The 26,139-nt window shown below is 65.7% G+C and carries 28 protein-coding genes; 15 read left to right on the forward strand and 13 right to left on the reverse strand.

What is annotated here, in order from left to right; genetic code table 11:
• Window positions 1–330 precede the first annotated feature (330 nt).
• Window positions 331–1,521: a helix-turn-helix domain-containing protein gene (locus ACQP1T_RS37510; RefSeq protein WP_433757687.1), complete on the forward strand. Its 1,191-nt coding sequence runs from the start codon at window positions 331–333 to the stop codon at window positions 1,519–1,521.
• Between the two features lie 48 nt (window positions 1,522–1,569).
• Here the strand turns inward: ACQP1T_RS37510 and ACQP1T_RS37515 are convergent, their stop codons facing one another.
• The 4 genes from ACQP1T_RS37515 to ACQP1T_RS37530 all read right to left on the reverse strand — a co-directional run bounded on the left by ACQP1T_RS37515 (window position 1,570) and on the right by ACQP1T_RS37530 (window position 5,761).
• Window positions 1,570–2,271, reverse strand: a complete 702-nt coding sequence (locus ACQP1T_RS37515; RefSeq protein WP_433757688.1) for a DUF1707 SHOCT-like domain-containing protein — start codon at window positions 2,269–2,271, stop codon at window positions 1,570–1,572.
• A 343-nt stretch (window positions 2,272–2,614) separates the two neighbouring features.
• Window positions 2,615–3,247: a response regulator gene (locus tag ACQP1T_RS37520; protein WP_433762525.1), complete on the reverse strand. Its 633-nt coding sequence runs from the start codon at window positions 3,245–3,247 to the stop codon at window positions 2,615–2,617.
• A gap of 98 nt (window positions 3,248–3,345) precedes the next feature.
• Window positions 3,346–4,536 carry a MacS family sensor histidine kinase gene (gene macS / locus ACQP1T_RS37525; protein WP_433757689.1) on the reverse strand — a complete coding sequence of 397 codons (1,191 nt, stop codon included), beginning with the start codon at window positions 4,534–4,536 and terminating at the stop codon, window positions 3,346–3,348.
• Complete coding sequence (locus ACQP1T_RS37530) at window positions 4,514–5,761, reverse strand: AI-2E family transporter (RefSeq protein WP_433757690.1); 1,248 nt, start codon at window positions 5,759–5,761, stop codon at window positions 4,514–4,516. Before ACQP1T_RS37530 ends, macS begins: the two co-directional genes overlap by 23 nt.
• Window positions 5,762–6,034: 273 nt before the next feature.
• On the opposite strand from ACQP1T_RS37530, the gene ACQP1T_RS37535 reads away from it, so the two are divergent.
• From ACQP1T_RS37535 to ACQP1T_RS37545, 3 genes are all read left to right on the forward strand, one after another.
• A complete protein-coding gene (locus ACQP1T_RS37535) occupies window positions 6,035–7,555 on the forward strand; it encodes an adenylate/guanylate cyclase domain-containing protein (RefSeq protein WP_433762527.1) in 1,521 nt (506 codons plus the stop codon).
• Between the two features lie 4 nt (window positions 7,556–7,559).
• Entirely contained in the window at window positions 7,560–8,672 is a 1,113-nt protein-coding gene (locus ACQP1T_RS37540; RefSeq protein WP_433757691.1) for a lysylphosphatidylglycerol synthase transmembrane domain-containing protein, read from the forward strand.
• 672 nt (window positions 8,673–9,344) lie between these two features.
• Window positions 9,345–9,716 (forward strand): DUF3054 domain-containing protein, encoded by a 372-nt coding sequence (locus ACQP1T_RS37545; RefSeq protein WP_433757692.1) that lies wholly within the window; start codon window positions 9,345–9,347, stop codon window positions 9,714–9,716.
• Here ACQP1T_RS37545 and ACQP1T_RS37550 read toward each other — a convergent pair whose 3' ends face one another.
• On the reverse strand, window positions 9,717–11,390 hold the full coding sequence (locus tag ACQP1T_RS37550; RefSeq protein WP_433757693.1) for an NTF2-like N-terminal transpeptidase domain-containing protein: 1,674 nt from the start codon (window positions 11,388–11,390) through the stop codon (window positions 9,717–9,719).
• Between the two features lie 414 nt (window positions 11,391–11,804).
• Here ACQP1T_RS37550 and ACQP1T_RS37555 point away from each other — a divergent pair, with 414 nt between their 5' ends.
• Window positions 11,805–12,386, forward strand: coding sequence for a hypothetical protein (locus tag ACQP1T_RS37555; protein ID WP_433757694.1), 582 nt, complete (start codon window positions 11,805–11,807; stop codon window positions 12,384–12,386).
• Between the two features lie 23 nt (window positions 12,387–12,409).
• Window positions 12,410–12,847, forward strand: coding sequence for a type II 3-dehydroquinate dehydratase (gene aroQ / locus ACQP1T_RS37560; RefSeq protein ID WP_433757695.1), 438 nt, complete (start codon window positions 12,410–12,412; stop codon window positions 12,845–12,847).
• 29 nt (window positions 12,848–12,876) lie between these two features.
• Here aroQ and ACQP1T_RS37565 read toward each other — a convergent pair whose 3' ends face one another.
• Window positions 12,877–13,323 (reverse strand): nitroreductase family deazaflavin-dependent oxidoreductase, encoded by a 447-nt coding sequence (locus ACQP1T_RS37565; protein WP_433757696.1) that lies wholly within the window; start codon window positions 13,321–13,323, stop codon window positions 12,877–12,879.
• Between the two features lie 153 nt (window positions 13,324–13,476).
• On the opposite strand from ACQP1T_RS37565, the gene ACQP1T_RS37570 reads away from it, so the two are divergent.
• Together ACQP1T_RS37570 and ACQP1T_RS37575 are read left to right on the forward strand one after the other, a co-directional pair.
• Window positions 13,477–13,674: a nitroreductase/quinone reductase family protein gene (locus ACQP1T_RS37570; protein WP_433757697.1), complete on the forward strand. Its 198-nt coding sequence runs from the start codon at window positions 13,477–13,479 to the stop codon at window positions 13,672–13,674.
• 187 nt (window positions 13,675–13,861) lie between these two features.
• The gene (locus ACQP1T_RS37575; protein ID WP_433762528.1) at window positions 13,862–14,983 is read left to right on the forward strand and encodes a glycerate kinase; all 1,122 of its coding nucleotides are present in this window, start codon (window positions 13,862–13,864) and stop codon (window positions 14,981–14,983) included.
• Here the strand turns inward: ACQP1T_RS37575 and ACQP1T_RS37580 are convergent.
• Window positions 14,980–15,330 carry a winged helix-turn-helix transcriptional regulator gene (locus tag ACQP1T_RS37580; protein ID WP_433757698.1) on the reverse strand — a complete coding sequence of 117 codons (351 nt, stop codon included), beginning with the start codon at window positions 15,328–15,330 and terminating at the stop codon, window positions 14,980–14,982. The two genes, ACQP1T_RS37575 and ACQP1T_RS37580, sit on opposite strands and share 4 nt — an antisense overlap.
• Window positions 15,331–15,475: 145 nt before the next feature.
• Between ACQP1T_RS37580 and ACQP1T_RS37585 the strand changes: the two genes are divergently transcribed.
• A complete protein-coding gene (locus ACQP1T_RS37585) occupies window positions 15,476–16,351 on the forward strand; it encodes an NAD(P)-dependent oxidoreductase (RefSeq protein WP_433757699.1) in 876 nt (291 codons plus the stop codon).
• Between the two features lie 3 nt (window positions 16,352–16,354).
• Here the strand turns inward: ACQP1T_RS37585 and ACQP1T_RS37590 are convergent, their stop codons facing one another.
• The 3 genes from ACQP1T_RS37590 to ACQP1T_RS37600 are packed head-to-tail and all read right to left on the reverse strand — an operon-like array spanning window position 16,355 to window position 18,379.
• Window positions 16,355–16,615: a helix-turn-helix transcriptional regulator gene (locus ACQP1T_RS37590; RefSeq protein ID WP_433757700.1), complete on the reverse strand. Its 261-nt coding sequence runs from the start codon at window positions 16,613–16,615 to the stop codon at window positions 16,355–16,357.
• On the reverse strand, window positions 16,605–17,456 hold the full coding sequence (locus tag ACQP1T_RS37595) for an ABC transporter permease (RefSeq protein WP_433757701.1): 852 nt from the start codon (window positions 17,454–17,456) through the stop codon (window positions 16,605–16,607). The genes ACQP1T_RS37590 and ACQP1T_RS37595 overlap by 11 nt, the downstream gene beginning before the upstream one ends.
• Window positions 17,453–18,379, reverse strand: coding sequence for an ABC transporter ATP-binding protein (locus ACQP1T_RS37600; RefSeq protein ID WP_433757702.1), 927 nt, complete (start codon window positions 18,377–18,379; stop codon window positions 17,453–17,455). Before ACQP1T_RS37600 ends, ACQP1T_RS37595 begins: the two co-directional genes overlap by 4 nt.
• Window positions 18,380–18,539: 160 nt before the next feature.
• Between ACQP1T_RS37600 and ACQP1T_RS37605 the strand changes: the two genes are divergently transcribed.
• On the forward strand, window positions 18,540–19,331 hold the full coding sequence (locus ACQP1T_RS37605) for an ArsR/SmtB family transcription factor (protein ID WP_433757703.1): 792 nt from the start codon (window positions 18,540–18,542) through the stop codon (window positions 19,329–19,331).
• Here the strand turns inward: ACQP1T_RS37605 and ACQP1T_RS37610 are convergent, their stop codons facing one another.
• Entirely contained in the window at window positions 19,332–19,940 is a 609-nt protein-coding gene (locus ACQP1T_RS37610) for a TetR/AcrR family transcriptional regulator (protein ID WP_433757704.1), read from the reverse strand.
• 113 nt (window positions 19,941–20,053) lie between these two features.
• Here ACQP1T_RS37610 and ACQP1T_RS37615 point away from each other — a divergent pair, with 113 nt between their 5' ends.
• Complete coding sequence (locus ACQP1T_RS37615; protein WP_433757705.1) at window positions 20,054–21,103, forward strand: aldo/keto reductase; 1,050 nt, start codon at window positions 20,054–20,056, stop codon at window positions 21,101–21,103.
• Window positions 21,104–21,131: 28 nt separating this feature from the next.
• On the opposite strand, the gene ACQP1T_RS37620 is transcribed toward ACQP1T_RS37615, so the two are convergent.
• Entirely contained in the window at window positions 21,132–22,724 is a 1,593-nt protein-coding gene (locus ACQP1T_RS37620; protein ID WP_433757706.1) for an alpha/beta hydrolase, read from the reverse strand.
• A gap of 150 nt (window positions 22,725–22,874) precedes the next feature.
• Between ACQP1T_RS37620 and ACQP1T_RS37625 the strand changes: the two genes are divergently transcribed.
• Entirely contained in the window at window positions 22,875–23,186 is a 312-nt protein-coding gene (locus ACQP1T_RS37625) for a GNAT family N-acetyltransferase (RefSeq protein ID WP_433757707.1), read from the forward strand.
• 1 nt (window position 23,187) lies between these two features.
• Here the strand turns inward: ACQP1T_RS37625 and ACQP1T_RS37630 are convergent, their stop codons facing one another.
• On the reverse strand, window positions 23,188–23,949 hold the full coding sequence (locus ACQP1T_RS37630) for a lysophospholipid acyltransferase family protein (protein WP_433757708.1): 762 nt from the start codon (window positions 23,947–23,949) through the stop codon (window positions 23,188–23,190).
• 116 nt (window positions 23,950–24,065) lie between these two features.
• Here ACQP1T_RS37630 and ACQP1T_RS37635 point away from each other — a divergent pair, with 116 nt between their 5' ends.
• From ACQP1T_RS37635 to ACQP1T_RS37645, 3 genes are all read left to right on the forward strand, one after another.
• Window positions 24,066–24,710: a YqgE/AlgH family protein gene (locus tag ACQP1T_RS37635; protein WP_084509359.1), complete on the forward strand. Its 645-nt coding sequence runs from the start codon at window positions 24,066–24,068 to the stop codon at window positions 24,708–24,710.
• Window positions 24,711–24,900: 190 nt separating this feature from the next.
• A complete protein-coding gene (locus ACQP1T_RS37640; RefSeq protein WP_387286765.1) occupies window positions 24,901–25,410 on the forward strand; it encodes a sigma-70 family RNA polymerase sigma factor in 510 nt (169 codons plus the stop codon).
• Complete coding sequence (locus ACQP1T_RS37645) at window positions 25,407–26,114, forward strand: zf-HC2 domain-containing protein (RefSeq protein WP_433757709.1); 708 nt, start codon at window positions 25,407–25,409, stop codon at window positions 26,112–26,114. The genes ACQP1T_RS37640 and ACQP1T_RS37645 overlap by 4 nt, the downstream gene beginning before the upstream one ends.
• Window positions 26,115–26,139: the final 25 nt, after the last annotated feature.

The following is a 26,139-nucleotide window of genomic DNA, read 5'->3' on the forward strand; positions in this document are numbered from 1 at the left end:
AGCGCTCGAACATGGCCTACGCCTCCCCTTGTCCGCAGCCCGGACAGCCCCCTCCGCGTAGCGGACCGTGCTGTTCGCGCACGCGCTGGCTGCGGCGCGCGGATCGACTGGTCTGGACACCCGGCTCGAACGCGCGATCGGCGCGGTGAGCTCGCACGGTGGTATTCGGCATGGTGATCATTGCCGCCGCCCCTTGCATTCTCAAAGTTGCAGAAAGGCAACGGTATTCCAACTGAGCACGAACGAGTCGTACGTAATGTCCCACTTCGGGTGAGCGCGATCACTTAACGTCGTACCCTGAAACAAGGATGTAACAAAGGACTTGGCTAAATGGACGATTCGTCGATCGGCGTGCGGATAAGGCTCTTCCGCGGAAAGGCGCTCACCCAGCGCCAACTCGCCGACCAAGCCGGTGTCAGCGTTGACCTGGTGCGCAAACTGGAGCAGGGCGGCCGCCAGACCGCGTCGATCGCCAGTCTGCAAAAACTCGCGCGCGCGCTGGATGTCGACATCTCCGACCTGGTCGGCAAGCGACACGGCATCCCCTCGGGCAATCCCGATGCCGGTATCGTCGCGATCCGCCGCGCGCTGACCCCGGTCGACGATCTGCTCGGTGAGATACCGGACGAGGATGCGATCGGCCTCGACGAGGGCAGTCGCGCGGTCGATTACGCGTGGGGCGCCTACTGGACCGGCCACTACGAACTGCTCACCTCGATTCTGCCTACCGGGCTCATCCAGCTGCGGGCAACGGTGCACGCCGCCCGCAACGGCGCGGTCGCATCCGCGAATGAACTACTCGCACGGATGTATTGGGTCACCGGATGCACCTTGGTCCATCTCGGACAGACCGATCCGGCATTCCTCGCGATCCGGCAGGCGCTCGCCGCGGCCGAGCTCGGCAATGATCCGCTGCTGCTGGCCACCATTCGCGGCTCGGTCGCCTGGCAGCTGCTGGTGCAGGGCCGTTATGAGGAGTCGCGCAAGGTCGCGCTGCGTGCGGCGGCGAATCTGGAGCCCGAGGGGGACGAAACCACCGCGCACCTGTCCGCGTACGGATCGCTGGTCCTGCAGGGCGCTACCGCGGCCGGTCGATCGCAGAATGTTCCCGAAGCGTTGTCGCTGGTACAAGCGGCGGGTGAGGTCGCGCTGCGCATCGGCGCCGATCGTCACGACTACGAAACCTATTTCGGCCCTTCACAAGTCGTCATGCAGACGGTCGATGTGAATATCAGCTCCGAACGCTATCCGGAGGCGTTGACCGCCGCGCAGGATATGCCCGCGAATTGCGGTCTGCCCCAGGCTTCCCGCGCCCGCCACCTCACCGATACGGCCGTCGCCCTGACCCGCACCGGCCAGCACAACCGCGCCCTCGCCGCTCTGCTCGACGCCGAACGCGTCGGCGGCGCCGACTGGATCAAATACCAGTCCCTGCCACGGCACATCGTCTCCGAACTGCTGGACCACGACCGCCGAGTCCCCTTGCGCGCCTTCGCCCGTCGCATCGGCGTCAACACCTGACGCCGTCGGCGCGAGATGCGCTGGCTACCAGGCTCGTCGATGGTCACGTCAACTCCCCATCAACTTGCGCCATTGGGCGCGCAAAGTGTGTTTGGCGGTGATCGAGCCGAATCGGATTCGGCCTTGCACGACGACGTGCAGTGGGCCGAGGGGTGGGCCGGTGCGGACCTTGTTGTTGACGCTGGAGCCGATCAGGTCGACGGCGTTGAGGTCGACGGTGGCCTCGGTGGGGACGATCAGGGTGAGCGAGCTGAAGTAGTCGTCGACGTGCACCTCGACGACCTGGGTGGACATGATCGCCTCGGTGAAATCGAGGGTGATGCCGGAAAGCCAGTTGTTCAGATGCAGCGCGGGCGCCACCTGCCAGGGTCCGCGGCGATCGACGCCGGACAGGCGGCTGCGGATCACATTGCCCGCCGTGACCTGGGTCGGCACCGAGGGCGGCGGTGAGACCCGCTTCGTGAAGGCGGGCGAGGAATTCACGAAGGTCGAGGGCGGTGCGGCGGGCTGGCCGACGAGTCGCACACCGGGCAGGTCGATCAACACGGCATTCAGTTCGCCACGGGTCTTGGCGGCCAGCGCGGTATCCATCCGCTCGGTGAACTCCCCGAGCGAGAGCATGCCGAGCCCGACGGCGCGCTGCAGCAATTGACCGACGTGTTCGCGCTCGGCATCGGAAACGCGCAACTGACGATCGCCGACCACGTCACCGGAGCCGACACCGTTGGATACCGATTCGGGGCCACCCATGAATCCGAGATTACCGAGCCCCGCACCCCCGACGCATCAGGGCAATCCCCGATTCCCTCGCCCCCGATTCCGCCGGTTTCCGCGCAACCCCAAACCGTTTCCCACTCACCACACAGATGCGTCGGCAAGCCAGGCGCGCACATCACCTGAAGCCACCGCGCACCCCATCTCACCCGCTCGGCGCAGATCCGACCATTTCCCCCGCAAGCCCGCTGCACCGGCGGGCCAGGCACGCACATCACCTCGAGCCACCGCCCACCCTGTTTCACCACCACGAGCGATCCGCGCCGGAGTAGGGGCACATGGGTACCCCGATCACCACCGACCGGGCGCCCCTGCGCATCTATTCGAGCCCCTGCTCGATCGCATAGCGCGTCAATTCAACCCGGTTGGCCAACTGCAACTTCCGCAAAGTCGCCTGCACATGGTTCTCCACCGTTCGATGACTGAGTCCGAGCCGGGACGCAATCTGCTTGGCGGACAAGCCTTTCGCCACCATCCGCAGCACCTCGGTCTCCCGCTCGGTGAGTGCGGGACGATGCGGTTCATCCGGTTCGACAGGCGCGCTCGCCATCCGCCGATACTCACCGAGCACCAGCCCTGCCAGCCCTGGTGTAAATACCGGTTGCCCAGCCGCAGTCGCTCGCACCGCCTCGATCAACTCGCTGGCCGACGCACTCTTCACCAGATACCCCGACGCCCCCGCCTTTATCGCATCCAGCACATCGTCGCGCTCAGCCGACGCCGACAACACCAACACTCGACTCTCCGGCGACACCCGCAGGACCTCCGCAGTCGCCTGCGCCCCATTCCCATCGGGCAACTGCATATCCATCAACACCACCGCGGGCCGCACCGCCGCCGCCCGCCGAGTAGCCGACCCCACCCCCTCCGCCGTCGCGGCAACCACGAACCCGGCCTCGGCCAGATCGCGGGAAACCCCATCGCGCCACATGGGATGGTCGTCCACCACCATGACCGAAATCGCTTCGGACGCATTATCACTGGTCACGCTGTCCTCCTCTGCACGCTCGCCTCGGCAGCTGCCTGTCGAGCCAGACGCGGAATTCGCACTCACACCGCACCTCCCGAACGCGGCACCCGAAACTCCCACTCGGTTCCGAAGCCAACACCCCCCGCCGCCTCGGTCAGCAATACCGCGGTTCCCCCCAACGTCTCGATGCGGCCGATAATGGACCGCGAAACCCCCATTCGCCCCTCGGCTTCCGCCTCTTCCAAGCGCCCCGGCGCAATCCCGACACCGTCATCGCGCACACTGATGATCAGCTCATCACCGGTATCCTCCAGCAGCACATAGGCTTTCGCATCCGGTCCGGCATGCTGCGCGACATTGGACAGTGCGTTCGCCACCGCCGCCGCGATCTCGCCCGCCGTCCACCGCCCGACCCGCACCGGCTCACCCGGCGTCGAAACGAAGACCGATGGCGTCGCATGCGCGGTCAGCAGCGGCCGCAGATCGACATCCGCACCACCGGTATCGCCGTGCCTACCCTGCTCGGAGATCAGAACTCGCAGCGCCACTTCCTGTTCCGCGGCACGCTGCGCCAATTCCTCAGTGGGTCCGCCGATCTCATTCCCACGCCGCTTGATGTAACTGAGCACCTGCAGCACCCCGTCGTGCACCTCACGAGCCAGCCGCTCCCGCTCCTCGGCCGCCGCGGTCAATCGAACGGCCCGCTCCAGCTGCCCCTGCGCCCGACGCGCGGTATTGGCCGCGAGTCCGAGCGCCAGCCCGATGGAGACGAGCACCGGCGCGGTGGCATCGGCCCAGACATCCTGACCCCACTGCTCGCGCACCGTCACGATCACCGCCGCCAGCAAGAGCCCGGACAGCACACCGGCGAGCGGCCCACGCAGAATCGCCGCGGAAACAACGGCATTGGCGACCCACAGCGTGGTCGGCAGCGTCTGATGCCCGTGATACCAGCCGTAATCGGCGACCAACCGGGTCGAGGCGACCAGCGCGATCACCACCACGTGATCCCCGAGCACCACCCATGACCGCAGCCGCGCCACATCGGGAAAATGCCACTGCGACAACATGAATGCCGACGCGCCGGACCACACCGCCATCACGGCGATCAACACCCAGCTCAGCTGCTGATTCTGGTAGTACCGCACCGAAGCGATCTGCTGGCCGACCGCATAGAGCAGCGTGACCAGTCGCAGTGCCTGTACCGCACGCCACAGCGGCCCGGTCGCCGCATCGGCCGCGCTGACCTCAGTCGGGCCCGACCGAGTCATCCGACCGGTCCTCCCGGTTCATCTCCTTGGTCAGCACCACATCCAGATCGAACCGGCCGGGCTCCGGTATATCCGGCTCCACCGCGAACATTCGTCCCCCGTCGCCGGTGTGCAGTTCCTCGAACGCCTCCTCCGGACTTTCCGAAAGCAGCGACCGAATCGCGGTATTCATCACCGCGACGAACGGCACCGCCAACAGACCGCCCGCGATCCCGCCGAGCACGATGCCCGCGGCAATGGCCAGCACCACCGCGAGCGGATGGATGCTCACCGCCCGACCGAGCAGCAATGGTTGCAGCACATGGCTTTCCAGCTGCATCACGGCGATGATGATGCCGAGCACGATCACCGCGGTCACCCAGCCCTTGGTCACCAATGCGATGAATACCGCGATGGTCCCGGCCAGGAATGCACCGACGATCGGGATGAACGCGCTGATGAACACCAGCGAGGCCAACGGCAATGCCAGCGGCACCCCGAGAATGGCCAGACCGGCACCGATGCCGATGGCATCGACGAGCGCCACCACCACCGTCGCGCGGACGAAGCCGACCAGCGTGCCGAAGCCGAGTTGCCCTGCGGTGCGCACCTTTTCCCGATGCGGGGTCGGCACGATCCGGGTCACGAAGTGCCAGATCTGATCTCCGCCATAGAGAAAGAAGATGAGAATGAACAGGGTCAGGAAGGCGCCGGTGAGGAGGTGTCCGATAACCGTCGCGGTGGTCAGCGCACCACTGGTGAGACTGTCCTGATTCTCCCGGATCGTCTTGACGATCGTATCGCCCGCGCTGCGGATCTGTTCATCGCTCAGATGCGGCGGACCGTTGATCAGCCAGTCCTGGATTTGGTGGATGCTGTGGGTGATTTCGTCGGAAAGCTGCGGCACGCCCTCGATGAACTGCTCGACGACGAAGGTCATGATTCCCGCGACTACCCCGAGTGATCCGACCAGCGCGACGAAGACCCCCACCGACCTCGGCACCCCGAGCCGCTGCATCCAATCCACCAGCGGCGCCAGCAATGCGGCGGCCAGCAGGCCGATGGCGAGCGGGATCACCACCGTCGCCAATTTCTGCACCACCATCGAGAACGCGATCAGCGCGGCGAACATCACCAGCAGCCGCCACGCCCACTCGGCGGAAACACGGACGAACGGGTGCACAGAATCAGCAGCCGACCGCGCAGCAGTGGCTTTTCCGAGAGCACTTACCTTCTGGTCGGTCACCTCCGCGAGCCTAGTGGCTGATCCTTTCGAGCGACCTGCAAGCAGTCGCTACGGCTCCTTTCGAGCGACCTGCAAGCAGTCGCTACGGCTCCTTTCGAGCGACCTGCAAGCAGTCGCTACGGCTCCTTTCGAGCAACCTGCAAGCAGTCGCTACGGCTCCTTTCGAGCAACCTGCAAGCAGTCGCTACGGCCAGAGCGCCGCGGACATGCTCAGATGAGCCGAACGCTAGATTGGTCATCGTGTCAGCGCCCTTGGAAGCGGTCAAACAGACCATGCGAACGCGCTGGCCGCTGTACCTGACATCGATGCTGTTGGCCAATGCCTTCGGCGCGGTCCTGGTGTGGGCGTTCATCCAATATGGACTCCCCGTTCCCGAGGGTGAGGCGGCCGGTGCGCGACGCACCGGCCTGGTGATTCCCGGTCTGGTTTTCACCACCGGCGGTTTGCTGAGCCTGGCCGCTTCGGCGCTCATGCTGCGTCCGGTCATGCGCTGGCAGATGCGCGGTGGGCCGCCGAGCCACCAAGAGCAGATGGCCGCACTGCACGCGCCGCTGCGCCAGGCGATCCTGCACCTGGTGCTGTGGTTGGTCGGCGGCGCCATCCTGGCGGCCACCATCATCGTGGACGCGCCGGAGCTGGCGGGCGCGGTCATCGTCACCGAATGTATGGCCGCGACGATCGTCTTCGGTTTCACCTACATGCTCGGCGAACGGATTCTGCGCCCGGTCGCCGCACAGGCCCTCACCGAGGGCTCGTTCGACCACACGCTCACGCCGGGCGTCGGCACCAGGATGGGAATGACCTGGGGGATGGGCACCTTCGCCCCCACCATCGCCATCGTGCTGCTGTGCGTCACCCAGATCTCCTCGGATGTGAAGTTCTCCGCGCAGTCGCTGGCCATTTCGATTCTGCTGCTGTGTGGTGTGGTGATCATGCAGGCGCTGGCGCTATCGATGCTGACCGGCTCCAGCATCTCCGACCCGATCCGCCAGCTCAGCCAGGCCATCGACCGGGTGCAGGAGGGCGCGCGCGACGTGCAGGTCGAGGTGTTCGACGGCAGTGAGATCGGACTGCTGCAGGTCGGCTTCAACCGCATGATGGAAGAGGCCGCCAAACGCCGTCAGCTGCAGGAACTATTCGGCCAGCATGTCGGCGAGGAGGTGGCGCAGCGCGCACTCGACTACGGCACCGAACTCGGCGGTGAGACCCGATTCGTGGCGGTGCTGTTCGTCGATATGGTCGGCTCCACCGCGACCGCCGCGGAGCGACCGCCGACCGAGGTGGTCAGCCTGCTCAACGAGTTCTTCCGGATCGTGGTCGACGTCATCGATCGGCACCACGGGTTCGTCAATAAATTCGTCGGCGACGCCGCGCTGGCGATTTTCGGCGCACCGCTGGATCGGCCGGACGCACCGACCGCCGCCTTGGCCGCCGCCCGTGAACTGCGCGAAGCTCTGCGCGAGGTGCCCGGACTCGATATCGGTATCGGGGTTTCGGCGGGCTTGGCCGTCGCCGGAAATATCGGCGCCGCAAACCGTTTCGAATACACCGTGATCGGCGATCCGGTGAACGAGGCGTCCCGCCTGACCGAATTGGCCAAGGATCAACCCGGCCGCGTACTCGCGTCGGGCAGCGCACTCTATTTCGCCGACGAGAGCGAGCAGGACTTTTGGCTGACGGGCGAGGAGGTCCAGTTGCGCGGGCGCAGACGAAAGACCAGGTTGGCCTGGCCGAAGGATGGGACGGATCCGCAGGTCGATGCCGACAGCGAAACCGTCGGTTCGTTAGGCTGACCGCGTGACGGCCAATGGGGAACTAGCCGGCGATCCTACGCCGCGGCCGTCCGACGACCCCACCGACAGACCGGCGACGGGTGGTCGTCGAAGCAGATTCCGGTGGCTCAAATGGGTTGCAGGCATCGCCCTGCTGGCATTGCTGATCGGCGAGGGTTACTACCTCTGGCCACGATTGCACGATTCCTGGAATAAGCTCACCGAAATTCATTGGGGCTGGGTCGCCGCCGCTATCTGGATGCAGGCACTGTCGATGAGCGGATTCGGCCGGGTGCAGAAACAATTGCTGCATGCGGGTGGTGTCGAGGTTCGCCAACACAAATCCGTCGCCGTCGTCTACGGCGCCACCGCGATGTCGGTGACGCTGCCCGCCGGACAGGTGTTCTCCACCACCTTCACCTATCGCCAGACCCGCCGTTGGGGCGCGAATCCGATCGTCGCCTCCTGGCAGTTGGTGATGTCCGGTGTGATCGCGACCGCCGGACTCGCACTGCTCGGCGTCGGCGGTGCGTTGCTGGTCGGCGACCGGGTCGGTCCGTTCAAGCTCATATTGTCGCTGGCCGGTGTGATCGCGCTGGTGTGGGCCGGCAACCACCTATCCAAGAATCCGGGTGCGCTGGAGACCGTGCTGCGCCGCGGGCTCGCGATGCTCAACCGGATCCGCAAACGCCCCGCCAAACAGGGCGTGAACACGATCGCCGAGATGCTTTCGCAGCTGGAATCGGTGGACCTCGGCAAGCGCGACGGGGCAATGGTCGCGGGTTGGGCGCTGGTGCACCGCTTCGCCGATGTGGCCTGTCTCGGCGCCGCCTGCTATGCGGTCGGTGCCGATCCGAAGCTGGCCGGGCTACTGATCGCGTTCACCGTGGGCAAGGCCGTCGGCTCGATCCCGTTCGCGCCGGGCGGCATCGTCTACGTCGACGCGACGCTCATCTACGGTCTCACCGCGGGCGCGGCGCTACCCGCCTCCCAGGCCGTCGCCGCCGCTTTCGTGTACCGCCTGGTGAGCTTCGTCCTGGTCGCGATCATCGGCTGGATCGTCTTCGCCTTCCTCTTCCGCAGACCCCAGGCCGACGATGCCGAATTCGAGAAGGAATTCGAACAGCGCCGGCTGTGACATTGGCAGCGCCTTCGGCGCTGCGTGTTCGCGGCCCCCCGATGTCTCGCGTCCGAGCCGTCGAGACTCGCGACTTCGTCGCATGCGCTTCGACGGCTCGGACACGAGACGGGCCGCGAACGGTCGCTCGTAAGACTCGCTCCGTCGTGGTCAGTGATGGCGGGATCTTCGGCACTTGTCGCACGCGTACTGAGTGGTCGAGTCCTGGGCCTGCGGCATGCGCTTCGACGACTCGGACACGAGACGGGCCGCGAACGGTCGCTCGTAAGACTCGCTCCGTCGTGGTCAGTGATGGCGGGATCTTCGGCACTTGTCGCACGCGTACTGAGTGGTCGAGTCCTGGGCCTGCGGCATGCGCTTCGACGACTCGGACACGAGACGGGCCGCGAACGGTCGCTCGTAAGACTCGCTCCGTCGTGGTCAGTGATGGCGGGATCTTCGGCACTTGTCGCACGCGTACTGAGTGGTCGAGTCCTGGGCCTGCGGCATGCGCTTCGACGACTCGGACACGAGACGGGCCGCGAACGGTCGCTCGTAAGACTCGCTCCGTGGTGGTCGGCAATGTGCGCGTGGTTTCGAAGCCGATGTACACCAGGTGAGATTGGTCAGCCAGCTATTGGCGGCAGGTGTGGCGTCCCCGTGGCCTACGGGCGCACCACTACGCTGGCCGACGTGAGAAAACTGGTGCCGTTGGTGGTGGACGCACTGCTGGTGATCTTGTTCTGCGCGATCGGCCGGCGCAGTCATGACGAGGCGGTACTCACCGGACTGCTGAAGACGGTGTGGCCGTTCGCGATCGGGCTCGCGGTCGGCTGGGTGGTCGCGGTCGCCGTGGCCAGCCGGGGACGGGTGCAGGTTGCGCGCCTCGACGGAACTACCTTGTGGCCCACCGGAGTTCTGGTCTGGCTCGGCACACTATGCGGCGGCATGCTGGTGCGCGTGATCAGCGGTCAGGGCACCGCGTTCAGTTTCATCATTGTCGCGGCGTGTGTGCTCGCGCTGTTCCTGCTCGGCTGGCGTGCGGCCTTCCGAGCCATCAACTGATCACGGTTCCGGATGGGCCAGCGATTGGAACAACCTGGCCGCCATCCGCGCTGTCGCATCGCCGCTGTCGGCATCGTTGATGTGGATAGCCAATGCCAGATCCCCGGCGTTCGCGATGAGCCAACCGTCATTGCCCGCGGTCGCCATGAATCCGATGACATCGCGATAGGGCCGCAGCGGCGCGAATTCCGGTCGGCCCGCTCCGTCACGCAACATCGCGCGCAGCCGCTCGGTGAGCTCCGGTGACATCTCCGGGACCTGTGCGTCCGTGGTGCTCGGGCGTCCCGCCTCGATCATCGGCGCCGGCACCTGCCCGCGGGCGATGGCGGCCGCGGCGATAGCCATGCCGAATGGGCTGGCCAGCACCGCATCGGTACCACCGCCCTGGCGCACCTGCTCGGCACTGCGCCCCGCCACCGCGACCCGGCCGGTCACCTCATCCAATCCCGGCACCTTGTAATCGATGCCGACGCCGAGATTGGGCGCGGATTCGGCCGCATCCTGCACCGAAACGTCCTGCGGTGCCTTCTTCTTCAGCACCGCGGCGACATTGCGGAACAGATCGATATTGGTGCCGACCGGATAGAGTCCGGTGAACGCGACCGAACCGTGCTCACTGGCCTGCGTATTCTGCGCGACAGCGACGACCGCGCCGCTGGACGGCTGGATCGCCACGATCGATGCGGGCGTCCCGACACTGACCACCGCATCCTCGGCGGCGCGCTGCAGGCGCTGATCCATGGTGGCCGCGATATCGGGACCGGGTGGTCCCTGGTAACCGGCGATCTGGCCGACGAAACGTCCGTCCTGTTCGAAAATCTGCACACCCCAACCGGCGTGCTGATCCTGGCTGTCCTGCCATACCTTGCGCAGCGCGTCCAGCATCGGCGACCAGGTCCGGCGGTCGGCGGAGATCAGCCGCGGCTGCTTCTCCATGACCACGCCGGGCACCCGCGCCAGCGCGGATTCCAGGATCGCGAAATCGGGTTCGCGCAGATTCACCGCGATGATCGGTTTGCCCTGCGAGGTCGACAACTGTTGCATCAGCGACGATCCGGTGATCAGCGGCGCGACCGGTGCGATCGCCTTGGCCAGCGCGTCGGTCGAGGCCACCGGATCGGTTGTCTTGGCGGGATCGAGTTTGATCACATTGATGACCTGCTCGGTCATCAGCGCGTCACCGACGATGTCCTTGACCCGCGGCGGCGGGGTCGGCATGGTGCGCACGAGCCGGACCGTGCGGTTGTGGTCCAGTTGCGGCATGACCACGGCGGGATCCCAGGAGATGCGCCAGCCGATCGCCAACTTCCGCACATTGCCCTGCAGGCTGTATCTCCAGGTCTTGTTTTCGCCGAAGTTCCAGACGACGTCCATGCTGAACAGGCCCGCCTCGCGGTCCAGTCCGATGAATTGGGTTTTCTGGTAGTCGACCTTGCTCGGCTGCAATCCGGCGAACATTTGTTTCAGCGTTGCGGATGCGGCCGTGGGGTAAGAGGTGAGCTCAGCGGCCTTGGCGTAGTTCTGCTCGTCCAGCAGTGCGGTGAAGCGATCGACAACGGACTCGGCCTCATTGCGCTTCACATCGGAACCACACGCCCCGAGTGCGATAGCCAGCGCCACCACCCCCGCGATTGCGCCCCGGACGCGATAGCGGCGGGATCCCCACACATCCATGTCGCCCACTCTTCACTCTTGTCACTCCAGCAACAAGACAACCGTACCTGAAAATAGCTGCCCGCCGCGCCACGCCAGCCGGACGTTACCCATGCTCAGCATCTCCAATTGTGCCCGAAGCGGTGCCTCGGTTGGTCGATCATGGTCGTTCCCCGGTCTCGTTGCGACACCCGGCGCCGCAACCGTACCGGCAGGAACGTGAAGTTGTCAGAAAACGGTACACGTCGGCGTTTCGGCGGGCAGCGTTGCCGTTTGGATCGCACAGGGCCTCGTTGACCAGCACACACCTTTATCTGGCGTACCCGCACGGCTGGCGACCGAAACCGTTCGCACAGAGCGGAACCACGCGCGCCGTTTGCGACGTAATCTTGTAATCAATGAAATACAGGCACCACAGTAAGTAGGTGATTCCCAATGAGGCACGCACATCGGGGACGGGGCTTCGGACGACCGGGCGGCTGGCAGCAGGCCGATCTACCGGATCCCGCGGACGCCCCCGACTGGTTCGCTGGACGGTTGCCGAGCGACTGGTTCGCCGGGCCGCCCGTCATCGAAATCGACCGGGACGAGATCGTGGTTATCGGTGAGCTCCCGGCCCCGGTATCGGAAAAGGAAGACGCTTCCGCCGAGGAGGTCCCGGCCGCGACGAAGGAGGGCGCCGTCGCCCGCTTCCGCGAGACCACCCGCCCGGCCCGCATGCAGATCGCGAACGAGGCCCAGCATCGCTACGGACGCAGCGTCGCCTGGGGCGTTTCGGTGGACGGCGAACGAATCATGTTCACACACCTGGCGGTTCCGGTGATGACGCGACTGCGGCAGCCGGAGCGCAAGGTGCTCGACACACTGGTCGATGCCGGTGTGGCCCGCTCGCGCGCGGATGCGCTGGCGTGGACGGTGAAGCTGGCGGGCAAGCATGCGGAGGCTTGGCTCGAGGAGTTGCGCACCGCCATGCGGAAGGTGGACGACCTGCGGTCGGAGGGTCCACAAGGCCTCTGAGCACGGCGGCTAGTGTCTAGGCCATGTCGACACCTGGCCCGATCCTGGTCCTGAACGGCCCGAACCTCAATATGCTCGGCACCCGCCAGCCGGAGGTCTACGGGTCGGCCACCCTCGACGATGTCGTCGCATTGTGCCGACAGACCGCCGCCCGGTACGGCCGCGAGATCGATGCGTTCCAGTCGAATTCCGAAGGAGCGCTGATCGATCGGATCCACCGGGCGCGCGGCGTCGAATCGGGCATTGTCATCAATCCCGGGGGGCTCACGCATACTTCGGTCGCGCTGCGAGATGCGCTGGTGATTCCGGAACTCCCGATCGTCGAGGTGCACATCAGCAATGTGCATGCGCGCGAGGAGTTCCGGCATCACTCCTACATCTCCCCCATCGCCACCGCGGTGGTGGCCGGGATGGGGATCCACGGCTATGCCGCGGCCATCGAATTCCTGATCCATCGCTAGCGTGCGGATCAGCGAATCGGCTTGTCGCACTAGGCGAGTCGGAAGACCGGAAAGCCCGGTGCGATCTCGGCGAGCTCCGCATCGGTGGCGTCCTTGGTGACGCCCTCGAAAAACCTGCCGACCTCCCAGCCCCACTTCCGCAGGTAGAGCCGCAGCAGCGGCACCTTGTCCGCATCGGCCACTTCGGTCGCGGTGAACGCCTCGACCTTGCGGCCCAGCCGCAATTCACCGTTGCCCGCGACGCGCAGGTTCCGCACCCATTGGGTGTGGCCGCGCGGCGCGACCAGGTATCGGGTGCCATCGTCATCGGTCATCAAATTGACCATGGTGGTGCGCCATTCGCCACTCTTGCGTCCGCGCACGGCCAACAGCCGCGACCCCATAACGCTGATGCCGAGGCGCGGCAGCCAGTTGGCAATCTTGTTCATGATCGGGTCGAAGCCGGTAGGGGCGAGGTAGCGGGTGCTGGCGTTCATTTCCTACTCCTTTGTGAGCACTGCTCTCTGTTGAGATCAGTGTTCCACACCCGTTCGTGCCACGTCAAGAGCACTGCTCTCGTTGTTCTGAAGCGAAGGCTCAGCGGTATTCGGCGATGACGCGGTGTCGGTGCCGACCGGCATACTCGGCCCATGAGTGGGGCGAACCGCGAGGTCACCGTGGAGCTGGGCGGCAAGACCCACTCCGCCACCGGGCGGGCCCTGGAAGGAGCCGATTACGAGGAGTTCGCCAGCTGGGTACTCGCCAACAATCCGCTGCTGGCGGACTACCAGTCGAAGGTCGACCGCCCGCTACCAGTGGAAATCCTCACCCTCGGCGACGAGCGCTGAGGCCCTTCCTGCCTGTGCGCTAGTCGCGTCGGTGTCGGGTCTCTCGTTCGCGTTCGGCGCGGTCGCGTTCGCGCTGTTGATGTTTCGACCGGTCCTGCTGTCCATCGGCGTGGGTTCGGGCGCGGTCGGTGTCGATCAGTGCACGGCCCGACGTGCGGCCAGGGGAAGCACCCCCGACAATGTGGGGATGACATCGGCGCCCCGGGTGGTGATTGCCCCGGACAAGTTCAAGGGCTCGCTGACCGCGCCCGAGGTGGCGGCCGCCTTGGCGGCAGGCATCACGCGTGCCTGTCCGGATGTCGAGATCCAGCAGGTGCCGGTCGCGGATGGTGGTGACGGAACAGTCGACGCATTCGTGGCCGCGGGGTGGGAGCGGATCCAGGTCGATGCGCCCGGGCCGACCGGCGTACCCGACATCGCCGCCTACGCGGTACACGGAACCACGGCCGTGATCGAATTGGCGGCAGCGGTCGGGCTGACGAAACTACCAGGGGGACAACCGGATCCGCTCGGTGCGCACACCTATGGGCTCGGCGTCGTCATCGCACATGCGTTGGATCGAGGGGTGACCGATATCGTCCTCGGCCTGGGTGGCAGCGCTTCCACCGACGGTGGGGCAGGCATGCTGCAGGCGCTCGGTGCGCGGATCCTGGATGTCAACGGCGCTGAATTATCCACAGGCGGAGCGATTTTGGCGCGGGCCGCGCGCTTGGATCGCACCGGATTGCATGCACGGATCGAATCGGCGAACTTCACTCTGGCCTGCGATGTCGACAACCCACTACTCGGCTCGACCGGCGCGGTCGCGGTGTATGCGCCGCAGAAGGGTGCGACGCCGTCGGATCTGCCCATTCTCGAAGCGGCACTGACGAATTGGGCCACCGTCGTGGCACCGGAATTCGCAGCGGTTCCCGGCGCGGGTGCGGCGGGCGGCACCGGGTTCGGCGCGCTCGCGGTGCTCGGCGCGCAGGTTCGCAGCGGCATCGAGGTCGTGCTCGAACTCCTCGATTTTCCAACACTTCTCGACGGAGCCACCCTGGTCGTCACCGGCGAAGGCGCCCTCGATACACAGAGCCTGCACGGCAAGGCCCCGATCGGTGTCTGTGAGGTCGCGCGCAAGGCGGGCGTACCGGTGGTGGCCGCCGTCGGCCGATCGCAATTGACGCGCGAGGAGATTCGCGCGGCAGGCTTCACCGCCTGTTACCCCCTCGCGGATCTAGAACCGGACCCAGCTCGCTCGATCGCCGACGCGGCACAGCTACTCGCCCGGGTCGGCGAGCAAATAGGTATCGACAACCTGCGGCTCTAGCCCGCCGCGGCAAGCAGATTGCCGAGCAGTTCGTCGCGGTGCTTGTCGCCCCATGCTTCCAGCGGACGAAGGGCGACGTCGAGTTCCGCACCGAGTGGCGTGAGCGAGTATTCGACGCGCGGCGGAACCTCGGCGAAGACCTCGCGATGTACGACACCACTGGCCTCGAGGTGACGCAGATTCTCCGCGAGCACCTTTTCGCTGACGCCGGTGAGCAGTTTGCGGATCTGCCCGAAGCGCTGCGGGCCCGCGGCGAGCACCCACATCAGATGCAGCTTCCATTTGCCGCCGACGACATCGATCGCCACCGACATACCGCACACATCGTGATCCGCGTCACCGCTCATATCCACCACACTCCTTCTGACCTGAATTCGAACCTCGAGGTAAGCAACCCCACCTCGACGTTCGGTCTTCCCGACCCTACCTGCGACAACGACCATGGAGTTCGGCGCCGACAACCCGATCGAACGAGAACCGAAGGGACACACAATGTCCGAGCAGAAACCCGCCGTCTCCGTCGTCGGCCTCGGTCCGATGGGCCAGGCCATGGTCCGGGCCTTCCTGGACGCCGGTGTCGAGGTGACGGTCTGGAATCGCAGCACCGAAAAGGTGGACGCCATGGTCGAACTCGGCGCGAAGCGCGCCGCCACGGTCGCCGAAGCGCTGGACGCCAATGCGGTGACCGTGCTCAGCCTCACCCACTACGCCGCCATGTACGACGTGCTCGGCCAGGCCACCGAGCATTTGCCGGGCAAGGTGATCGCCAACCTGTCCTCGGATTCACCGGAAAAGGCGCGCAAGGGCGCGGAGTGGGTGCGTTCGCACGGCGCGGAATTCATTTCCGGCGGGGTCATGTCGGCGGGCGACAATATCGCCCATCCGGCGTCGTACATCTTCTACAGCGGTCCGAAAGAGGTCTTCGACTCGCACGCCGAACTGCTGCGTCCGCTGAGCCCGCAGGAGTACCTCGGCGTCGATGACGGTCTCGCACAGGTCTTCTACCAGGCGCTATTGACCATCTTCCATCCCTGGCTGCTGGCCTTCGACCAGGCGAGCGCGGTCATCGAACGTTCCGGGCACAGCATCGCCCAGTTCATTCCGTACGCCATTCGCTCGAACGCGGCATTCCCGTACTTCATGGAGCAGCACTCGGTCGCCAACCAAAATGGCGGCTGGGCCACCTTGGCCAGTCTGAAAATGATGGACGCGGGTGCGCAGCACATCATCGACGCCAGCGAGGAAGTCGGCGTCGATGCGACGTTCTCACACGCCGCACAGGCCTTCTGGCGTAGGGCCGTTGCCGCGAGCGAGCAGCGCGGCGAGGCCGTCTCCACCTACGCGCTCATGCGCGGTGACCGTATCTGAATCTCACGCATCTCCCGCGGCTCGGGCGGACTCGACGCCGGAACCCAACCGGGGGAAGGGGGTGGTGGAGAAGATGACCTCCACCGCCACCTCGAAATAAGCCGCGATCCGCAACGCGAGGTGCAGGCTCGGACTGTATTCGCCGCGTTCGAGGTAACCGATCGTCTGATAGTGCACGCCGAGCGCTTCGGCAAGCTCCCGCCGGGAGATGCCGCGCTCGGCCCGCAACATGGCGATGCGGTTGTAGATGACCTCAGTAGGCACGCTGAATCGCCTTCTCGCGGCGCGCCGCCACGTTCGACCCGGACTCGCGACGTGCCATCCTACGCAGCACGATCGGCGCGACCAGCAGCCCCGCCACCGCCCAGACACCCAGCACCGCAACGGTTTCCAGATGCCGCCAGGAATGGCCGAGTTCGATGGCGACCGCATCGTCCGGCAGCATCGCCGAACGCATGCCGAGCCCGACCCAGTAGACGGGGAACACCTGCGCGACACCCTGCAGCCAGCTCGGCATCGAGGTGATCGGGTAGAAGACGCCGGAGATCGCGACGATGCCCATGATCGGCAGCGAGACGAAGCCGATATTGCGCGGGTTGTTGAACAGCGATCCGAGCACCGCGCCGACCGGCATGGTGGCGAGCATGCCGAGTGCCACGACGCCGACCAGGCCGAGCCAGGAACCAGCGCTGCCCATCGCGGTTCCGTCGACCAGGAAGAGCCCCGGAATCAGCACGATCACGAATGGTATGACCACCCAGCCCGCGGTGGTGACGATCTTGCCGATCAGATAGCCGACCATGCCGTTCGGAGTTGCCTTGGCGCGCAACAATGTTCCGTCTTCGCGCTCCAAGGTCAGCATCTGGGCAATGCCGAACATGCCGTTGAAGGCGACCAGCATGCCGAGGATGCTCGGCAGGGCCAGCGAACCGAGCGCGAAGCCGCTCGCCTCGAAGGTCGCGTCGCGCATGAAGAACAGCACGATGACCATGGCGACCGGCCAGAAGAGCATGCCCCACAGATCCTGCACATTGGTGAGCGACTGCCGTATTTCGATCAGTCCGCGCCGGGTTCCGGCCCGCACGGCGGCATCGATCGGATTCATCGGGCGACCTCCTCCAGTGCATGGACCTCGGTTTCGAGCCTGCCGGACTCGTATTGCTGGACCAGCGCCATATACGAGTCCTCCAGTGAGGCGCGGCGCACCTCCAGTTCGCCTATCCCGTCGCCGTGCTGCTTGAACAGTTCGTAGACGAACTCGGTCGACTCGGCGGTGGTGTGCACGAATCGTTGTCCATCGTGGGTCCAACGGATTTCGGCCGCACCCGCGATGCGGCGCGACAGTTCGTCGGCCGAGCCATCGGCGATGATGCGGCCACCGGCGAGGATCATGATGCGGTCGGCGAGCTTCTCGGCCTCGTCGAGATCGTGGGTGGTGAGCAGGATGGTGGTCCGGTCGTCGGCGAGTTTATGGACCAGATCATGGAATTCGCGGCGCGCCTGTGGGTCGAAGCCCGCGGTCGGTTCGTCGAGGAACAACAGTTCGGGACGGCCGACGATGCCGATCGCGACGTCCATGCGACGACGCTGCCCGCCGGACAGCGAACCGATCTTGCTGTTCGCCTGCTCGGTCAGTCCGACGGCGGCAATGAGTTCGTCGGTGTCCCACGGCCGGTGGATCTTATCCGTGCCGTATGGGGCGTAGTAGGAGCCGAGATGTGAAAGCAGCTCGCGCACACGCCATTTGGCATGGTCGCGCCACGACTGCAGGACGACGCCGAGGCGCGCCCGCCAGGCTTCGTTGCCGTGCGCCGGATCCACACCGAGTACCTCGACGCGGCCCGCGGAGCGCATGCGGAAGCCTTCCAGAATTTCGATGGTGGTGGTTTTGCCCGCGCCGTTCGGGCCGAGGAGTACCAGCACTTCGCCCGGCCGGGCTTGGAATGTCACGTCGTGCAGGACGTCGGTCGTGCCGTACCGCATCCGCAATTTTTCGACGTCGAGCGCGACGCCGTCACCCATGCTCATCTCATCCTCCCGTTGTGAGATCGGGATGTTTCGTAGCATATCTACTACATTGCGCCGCGACAATACTGTTTCTTGCTTACGCCTCGGTTGACATGCATCCGTTTGGCTGCCTATCATCTAAATGTGCAGCCAAAAGGCTGCATATCACGAAGAAGGTGGCATGGACGAGGTATTTCGGGCGCTCGCCGATCCGAGCCGCAGAAGGCTGCTCGACAGCCTCAACGCGCGCAACGGTCAGACCCTGCGCGAACTGTGTGCCGAACTGGATATGGCCCGCCAATCGGTGAGCAAGCACCTCGCGGTCCTCGAGTCCGCCAACTTGATCACCACGCGCCGCAGCGGCCGCGAAAAACTGCACTACCTCAATGCCGAACCGATCAACGCCATCGCCGACCGCTGGATCACCCGCTACCACCGCGCCCGAGTCCACGCACTTGCCGACCTGAAACAAGCATTGGAGACAAACCCCATGAGTGACAACGCATTCGTCTACACCACCTACATCAAGACGACGCCGCAGCGACTCTGGCAGGCCCTCACCGAACCCGCCTTCACCGACCGCTACTGGGGCGCCAGCTTCGACACCGATTGGCAGCCCGGCTCGGAAATGGTGTGGCACCAACGCGATTGGACCAGTAAAGACTCGGATCAGGTTGTCCTGGAGGCAGATCCGTACACCCGACTCTCCTACACCTGGCACACCTTCGACCCCGCCTTCGCGGAAGCGTTCGAGATGAACGCCGAAGACGTGGCGGCCTGGGCGCGCGAGCCCCGCTCGAAGGTGACCTTCGACATCGAACCTCGCGGCGAAACCGTGAAACTGACTGTCACCCATGACGGTTTCGAGCCCGGAAGTGCCGTCCTGGAAGGGATCGGCGGTGGTTGGCCGAGCATCTTGTCCAGCCTCAAGACCTTGCTGGAGACCGGCGAGACTCTGCCGCAGACGGTGTAGTCATGCGTGGTGGCGCAGTCCGGCGATGAGCAGTTCGACCATGCGGCGTGCGTCGTAGCGGGGAGTGTTGCCCGCGCCGATACACAGATTGCCGACGCCACGTAGCAGTTCGTAGGCCTCCACGTCGGGGCGGATCTCACCGGCCGCGGCAGCTGTGTCGAGCAGTTGGGCGCATACCGGTACGAGGCGGTCGAGGAAGTAGGCGTGCAGTGTCTCGAAGGTGGGATCGTCGGACTGTAGCGCCTCGGCGAGGCCGTGCTTGGTGATCAAGAAGTCGACGAAGAGATTGATCCACTGTCCAAGGGCGGTGTGCGGTGTTGCGCTGTCCGCCAACAGTATCGGACCAGCCTCGGCGCATGCCTCGACCTGGTGCCGGAATACGGCGACGATGAGATCGGCCCGCGTCGGGAAGTGGCGGTAAATCGTGCCGATGCCGACGCCCGCCGCGGCGGCGATAGTGCGCACCGGCACATCGACGCCGGACGCGACGAACGCCGCGGCGGCCGCGTCCAGCAGCGTCTGCTGGTTACGCCGGGCGTCGGCACGTTTTCGTGGGGTCGACGACCCCGAGTCGCTGTCGATATCAATTACCCCTGTCGCCCGTTGCAAAGCGGAACAATGTTCCGTACGTTGGTATCGGAACAAGGTTCCGTTTGTTCAGAATGCCAGAACAGCCGAGCCGATACCAACTCCCGCGCATTCACCTCTCCTGGAGGAAACTCATGCAATACCGCACTTTGGGCCGCACCGGTGTGCAGGTCAGCACCCTCGCGCTCGGCGCGATGAACTTCGGCCAGATCGGGCGCACCACCCAGAACGAGGCCACCGCTATGGTCGACGCCGCCCTGGACGCCGGGATCAACGTCATCGACACCGCCGACATGTACAGCCAGGGTGAATCGGAGGAGCTGGTAGGCACGGCCATCGCAGGCCGCCGCGACGACATCGTGCTTGCCACGAAGGCGAATATGCCCATGGGCGACGAGCGCAACCAGCAGGGCAGCTCGCGCCGGTGGTTGATCACCGCACTGGACAACAGTCTGCGTCGGCTGGGCGTCGACCACGTCGATCTCTACCAGATCCACCGGTGGGACCCGAACACCAGCGACGAGGAAACCCTGTCGGCCCTGACCGACCTGCAGCGCGCGGGAAAGATTCGCTACTTCGGTTCCTCGACCTTCCCCGCGTACCGCATCGTGCAGGCCCAGTGGGCGGCCCGAAAGAACAACCTGAGCCGCTACGTCACCGAACAGCCCGGCTACTCGATTCTGCAGCGCGGCATCGAATCCCACGTGCTGCCCGTGACCGAACAGTACGGACTCGGTGTGCTGGTTTGGAGCCCGTTGGCCTCGGGCTGGCTCTCCGGTGCGGTCCGCGCGGGCCGCGACATCACCACCAGCCGCGCGAAGCACCTGCCACAACGCTTCGACACCACCATCCCGGCCAACCGCGCCAAAATGGATGCCGTCGAGCAGTTGGCCGAGGTCGCTGACCAGGCCGGTTTGACGATGATCCAGCTGGCGCTCGGTTTCGTAACCGCACACCCCGGCGTCACGAGCGCCATCATCGGCCCCCGCACAATGGACCACCTGCGCTCGCACCTCGCCGCCGCCGACACCGTGCTCGCCACCGACGTACTCGATGCGATCGACGCGATCGTCGCCCCCGGCGTCGACCTCGCCCCGGACGAAAAGTACGACACACCACCCGCCCTGCTCCACACGGCACTGCGCCGTCGCCCATCGCTGGTCACGTCGGTCGCCGTGCAGTAGGTTGCGCCCGGCCTGATCCGCCGCAGCCCTACTGCAACGGTGCCTGATCCGCGTGGTCGATGGTGACCTGACCGGTGCGCAGATAGGTCAGCACGGCGTTGTCGACGGCGTCGTTGCCGCGACCGAATGCACCGTGGTCGCCGCCTTCGACCGTGATCAGCGATCCGTCGATTGCCCGTGCCATGGCCGGTCCGCCCGCATAGGGGGTCAGCGCATCCCAGCGGCTCTGCAGCAGCAGGGGCCGAGTGCGCAGATCCTTTCCGGTGATCGACACCGGCTTGGTCACCGGTTTCCAACTGCCGCAGGCGCTTCCGGAGCGGACCAGGTCGGCGCGGGCGTCCATGGCATTGCCGCCGGTGGCGATGGTGGCGATGGCCGAGCCGATCAGCTCGTAGCGGCCGGGCACATTGTTCTCGTTGCAGGTGATGGCCGAGAAGACGAAGCGGCCGGTGGGATCGGTGCTGGTCGCGCCCTCGATGGCGAGCAGCTGGCGGACGTTCTTCGGATCGATATTGGCCTCGGCCATCGCCTTGGCGAAGCTCGGCCAGAAGGTGCGGGTGTAGGTGGCGACCGCGGTCGCACCGACCAGCGGCACCTGCGCCGACGCACCGCCGGTGACCAGCAGGCGCACCAGATTCTGCACCTTGCCCGCCTGTTCCACGCTGTCGTTGAAACCGTCGCGGGCGATTTCGGCGATCGGTTCGGGCAGCGCGCCGGGCAGGTCGGCGACGCTCGCCGGCGGCGGGGTCAGATTGGCGTACCAGCCGCCGCCCTGGTCGGCGACCAGCCGCACCCAGTTCTGGTAGACCCGCAGCGCGGTGTCACCGAGGCCGTAGTCGCCGCTGTGCTCGGCGATCCAGGCGAACAGATCGTCGAGCCGCTGCTTGCCCGCGACCTGCTGTTGCGCGAATTCCTCGGTCCACACCCAATCGGGATTGACATTGGAGTCCAACACCATTCGATCTACCCGGCTCGGGAACAGCGACGCGTACACCGCGCCGAGGTAGGTGCCATAGGACGTACCGAGATAACTGATCCGATCCACGCCGAGCGCGGCGCGCACCTCGTCCAGATCACGCGCGGTGCTCTCGGTGGTGATGGTGTCGAGGTAGCCGGGCAGTGCCGCGTCGCAGGCCTTCTTGATGTCGTCGCGGTTACCGCCGCCCAGCGAAACTTGGTCGCCCTCAGCGGATTTCGAGACGGATGCGGTGGAATCGCAACGCAGCGGCGTGGCCCAGCGCAGTCCGCGCGGCTGCACCGCGATCCGGTCGTAATGCTCGTCGAGTTCGGCGGGCATCGAATCGATCCGACGGGCCCAGTAATCGAGACCATCCGCACCGGGTCCACCCGGATTCGCGACGATGACGCCGCGGCGATCCCCGGTCGCGGCGATCCGGCTGACGGTGAGTTCGATGCGCGCACCGTCGGGATCGGCGTAATTCATCGGGACGGAGATCACCGCGCACTGCACACCGCGGCCCTCGGTCACCGACGAGTCCGGGCAGGCGCCGAAGGATGCCGCCGGTGCGGCCTCGGCCCAACCCGTCACGATCGATCCGCTGATCAGGCTCGCGGCGGCGAGAGTGACCAGCGCTCGCGGAAAACCTGGCGTCCTCATCATGTTTCGTACCTCCGCCGGGCCCATCGCGGTTATCGACGCGACCATGAGCATTCTGGTCAGCCGAGGACGCGCAGACAAGTCGAACGGCGATCGGCCGCGATCGGTATTGCGGTGCACAGCCATCCACACCCACCGGAGTAGCGTCGAGCCATGTCGACTGAGGTCCGCAACAACTTCGCGCTGGAACGCTTCGAGATCTACGTCGACGGTGCCATCGCTGGCTACGCCGAATATCAGGACACCGCCGCCGAACGGGCCTTCGTCAATACCGAGATCGATCCGAGGCACGAAGGCCGGGGCTGCGGCCAGGTGCTGGTGCAGGCGGCATTGAACGCCTCACGTCAGGAGGGTTTCGGCATTCTGCCGATGTGCCCGATGGTGCGTCACGTCGTCGAGTCGCGACCGGAATACATCGCGATGGTTCCGCAGTGGGCGCGCCAGAAGCTCGGCCTGCCGCTGTAGATCAGTACGCGGCGACGGCGCCGTCGAGCGCCGACTGCAGGTCCGTGCGCACCAGTCGGGCGATCTCCGCGGGTTTGGTCGGCAGCTCGGTGATCGGCACCCCGAAATAGAAGCTGGCCGCCTTGGCCTGTTCCTTGGTCACCGGCACACTCGGATCGGGTCGCGGCCCATAGCTCAAACCCATGCTGACCAGCACCGGCTTTGCCCCCAGCTTCATCGCGCGGAATGCGATGTGCCCGATCCCGCTGCCCACCGGCTGCACCTCGGTGTGGTCGACCATGTTGCAGGTGCCCTCCGGAAAGACCGCGATGCCGTCGCCATCGGCCAACCGCTCCGCGCAGATATCCATCATTCGCTGCCCGGCCGCATTCACCGCCCGAAGGCCGTGGTCCTTACCGCGGAATACCGGGATCCCGCCCATCATGTCGATCTTGCGACGCTGGTCGGGCTCGAGGAACAACTCGTCCTTGGCCAGCACCCGAACTCGCCCGATGACCGAACGCAATTCGCTGCGCCAAGCCGCGGCGGCGACGGTGTACGGATCGGATTCGGAGAGATGGTTGAGCGCGACCAGCAGCGGCCTGCGCTGGCGAATCACCTGATGCAGCAGCTTGCGCGCACCGTCGGCATAGGTGACGTGCGGATGGTATCGGCGCGCCAGAATGGCGTAGGCCCCCCATGCCTTCAGCCGGTTCTGCCGGTGGCCGCGATAGAAGTCGTACACAGTGTCAGCGTTATCGAGGAGGACCTCGGGCCGTTCCATGGCCACACCCTAACCGGTCTGTTTTCGGGGTGATCGAGGTCCCATCCGCCCTCGGTCCGGGAATCCGCCACGCCGCTTGACCGACGAACCGCCCGCGCCAGTGCGATGATGTCGGAGTGGCACGCGGAGATGACCCGGACGATCGGAAAACTCGCGGCGGACACGGTGACCGCAGGCGACGCGATTTCCGGCAGGGCGAGCAGGTGGTGCGCGCAGGCACCCTGCTGGTGTCGGCGACCGAACTGGTCGAGCCGACCTTCCGGCGCACCGTCGTGTACATCATCGAGCACAACGAGGCGGGCAGCCTCGGCGTCGTACTCAACCGCCCGAGCGATACCGCGGTGCACGACGTGCTGCCGCGCTGGTCCGAAGCGGCCGCCGCGCCACGCACGCTCTTCATCGGCGGCCCGGTCAAGCGGGATGCGGCACTATGTCTCGGCACTGTCCGGGTCGGCGCGTCGATCGCGGGTGTGCGTGGACTGCGCCGCATCGATGGCCGCGTGGTGCTCGTCGATCTCGACGCGGACCCGGATCAGATCACCCCGCTGATCGAGGGCCTGCGGATCTTCGCGGGCTACGCGGGCTGGACCTTCGGCCAACTCGAGGGCGAACTGCAGAACAACGACTGGATCGTGCTGTCCGCGCTGCCCTCCGATCCGATCAGCACCGGCCGCCCCGACCTGTGGGCCCACGTGCTGCGCCGCCAGCCACTTCCGCTATCTCTGCTCGCGACGCATCCGATTGAACTGGAACGCAACTAGGTACGTGGTTTGCATGAAGGAGGAAAGACCGACATGCAACGAGACACGTGATCCGGCGCGTACATGGGTAACTCGCCGGGTACGCCCAGAAAGCCGATCACCCCGACTACCGCCCGCCCGCGACGAATCCCAGGGACCAGCTCCCGACGATCGGCAAAAAAACGCGGAGAGGCGTGGGAGCAGGTGACTAATGCCCGAAGAACAAGCCGAGTTAATGCGGGTTCTGTATCAGGAACATGCTTCGGCGCTGTGGCGGTACACGCTCGGTTTGGTTCGCGATCCAGGTCGGGCCGAGGACATCGTGCAAGAGACCTTATTGCGGGCGTGGCAGCGCCCGAACGTACTCGATCAATCGACGACATCGGCGCGGGCGTGGCTGTTCACGGTCGCCCGCAATCTCGCCGTGGATGAGCACCGCAGCGCCCGCAATCGGCGCGAATTCCGCACCGACAAACCGCCGGAGCAGGCCACACCGGATCAAGCCGACCGGGCCCTTGACGGTTGGCTGGTCGCGGACGCGTTGAGCAGGCTCAGCGGTGATCATCGCGAGGTGATCGTGCGGGCCTACTATCGAGGACTTTCCACCCACCAGATCGCCGAGGAACTCGATATCCCGGCGGGCACGGTGAAATCTCGGATGCACTATGGCATGCGGGCGTTACGGCTGGCACTACAGGAGATGGGGGTGACGAATCAATGACGGATATCGCCGACGACTACTCGACGTGGGATGCACCGTACGTTCTCGGCTCCCTCTCCCGCATCGAACGGCGGGAGTACGAAGAGCATCTGGCGGGCTGCCCGGTCTGCCGGGCGGCGGTGGCCGATCTCGCCGGACTCCCTGGTCTGCTCGCCATGGTCGAGGTCGACACCGCGCTCGCGATGATCGAGACGCCGGAGAAGACCGCGGCCGAGGTCGAACCCCCCGCTCAGTTACTGCCCCGGCTCGCCGACGCGGCCGAGAAGCGCAGGCGGCGCGGCCGGTGGGCCGCCGTCGGTGCATCGATCGCGGCGGCCGCCGCGGCGGTGGCTATCGCGGTTCCGGTGGTGACCGCGGTCACCGCGGCGGATAAGCCGAGCTCGGAACCGGTTGTGGCCGAACGCAGTATGGATCCGATCACGCCGAATCCGGTGACGGCCAGCTTCAAGGTCGTGCAGGCCGATGGCAAGACCCGCATCGTGATGACCTGCAGCTATGGACCCAGTGACCAGAAGTACGACTGGGATCTCGACCTGTACGTCATCGGCACCGATGGCAGTCAGGCCAAACTCGACCGGTGGCCTGCCGGGCCGGGTACCGAGCTGACGATCGACCGGACCATCAATAAGGCGCCGGATCAGATCCAGGCAGTGCAGATCCGGAAGGCGTCGACGGGCGAGACGCTGCTGTCCGGCACGATCTGACACGCTTCGATCCCCCGCCGAACTC

It is taken from the genome of Nocardia sp. CA-135398 (assembly GCF_050955845.1).
Classification (GTDB): domain Bacteria; phylum Actinomycetota; class Actinomycetes; order Mycobacteriales; family Mycobacteriaceae; genus Nocardia.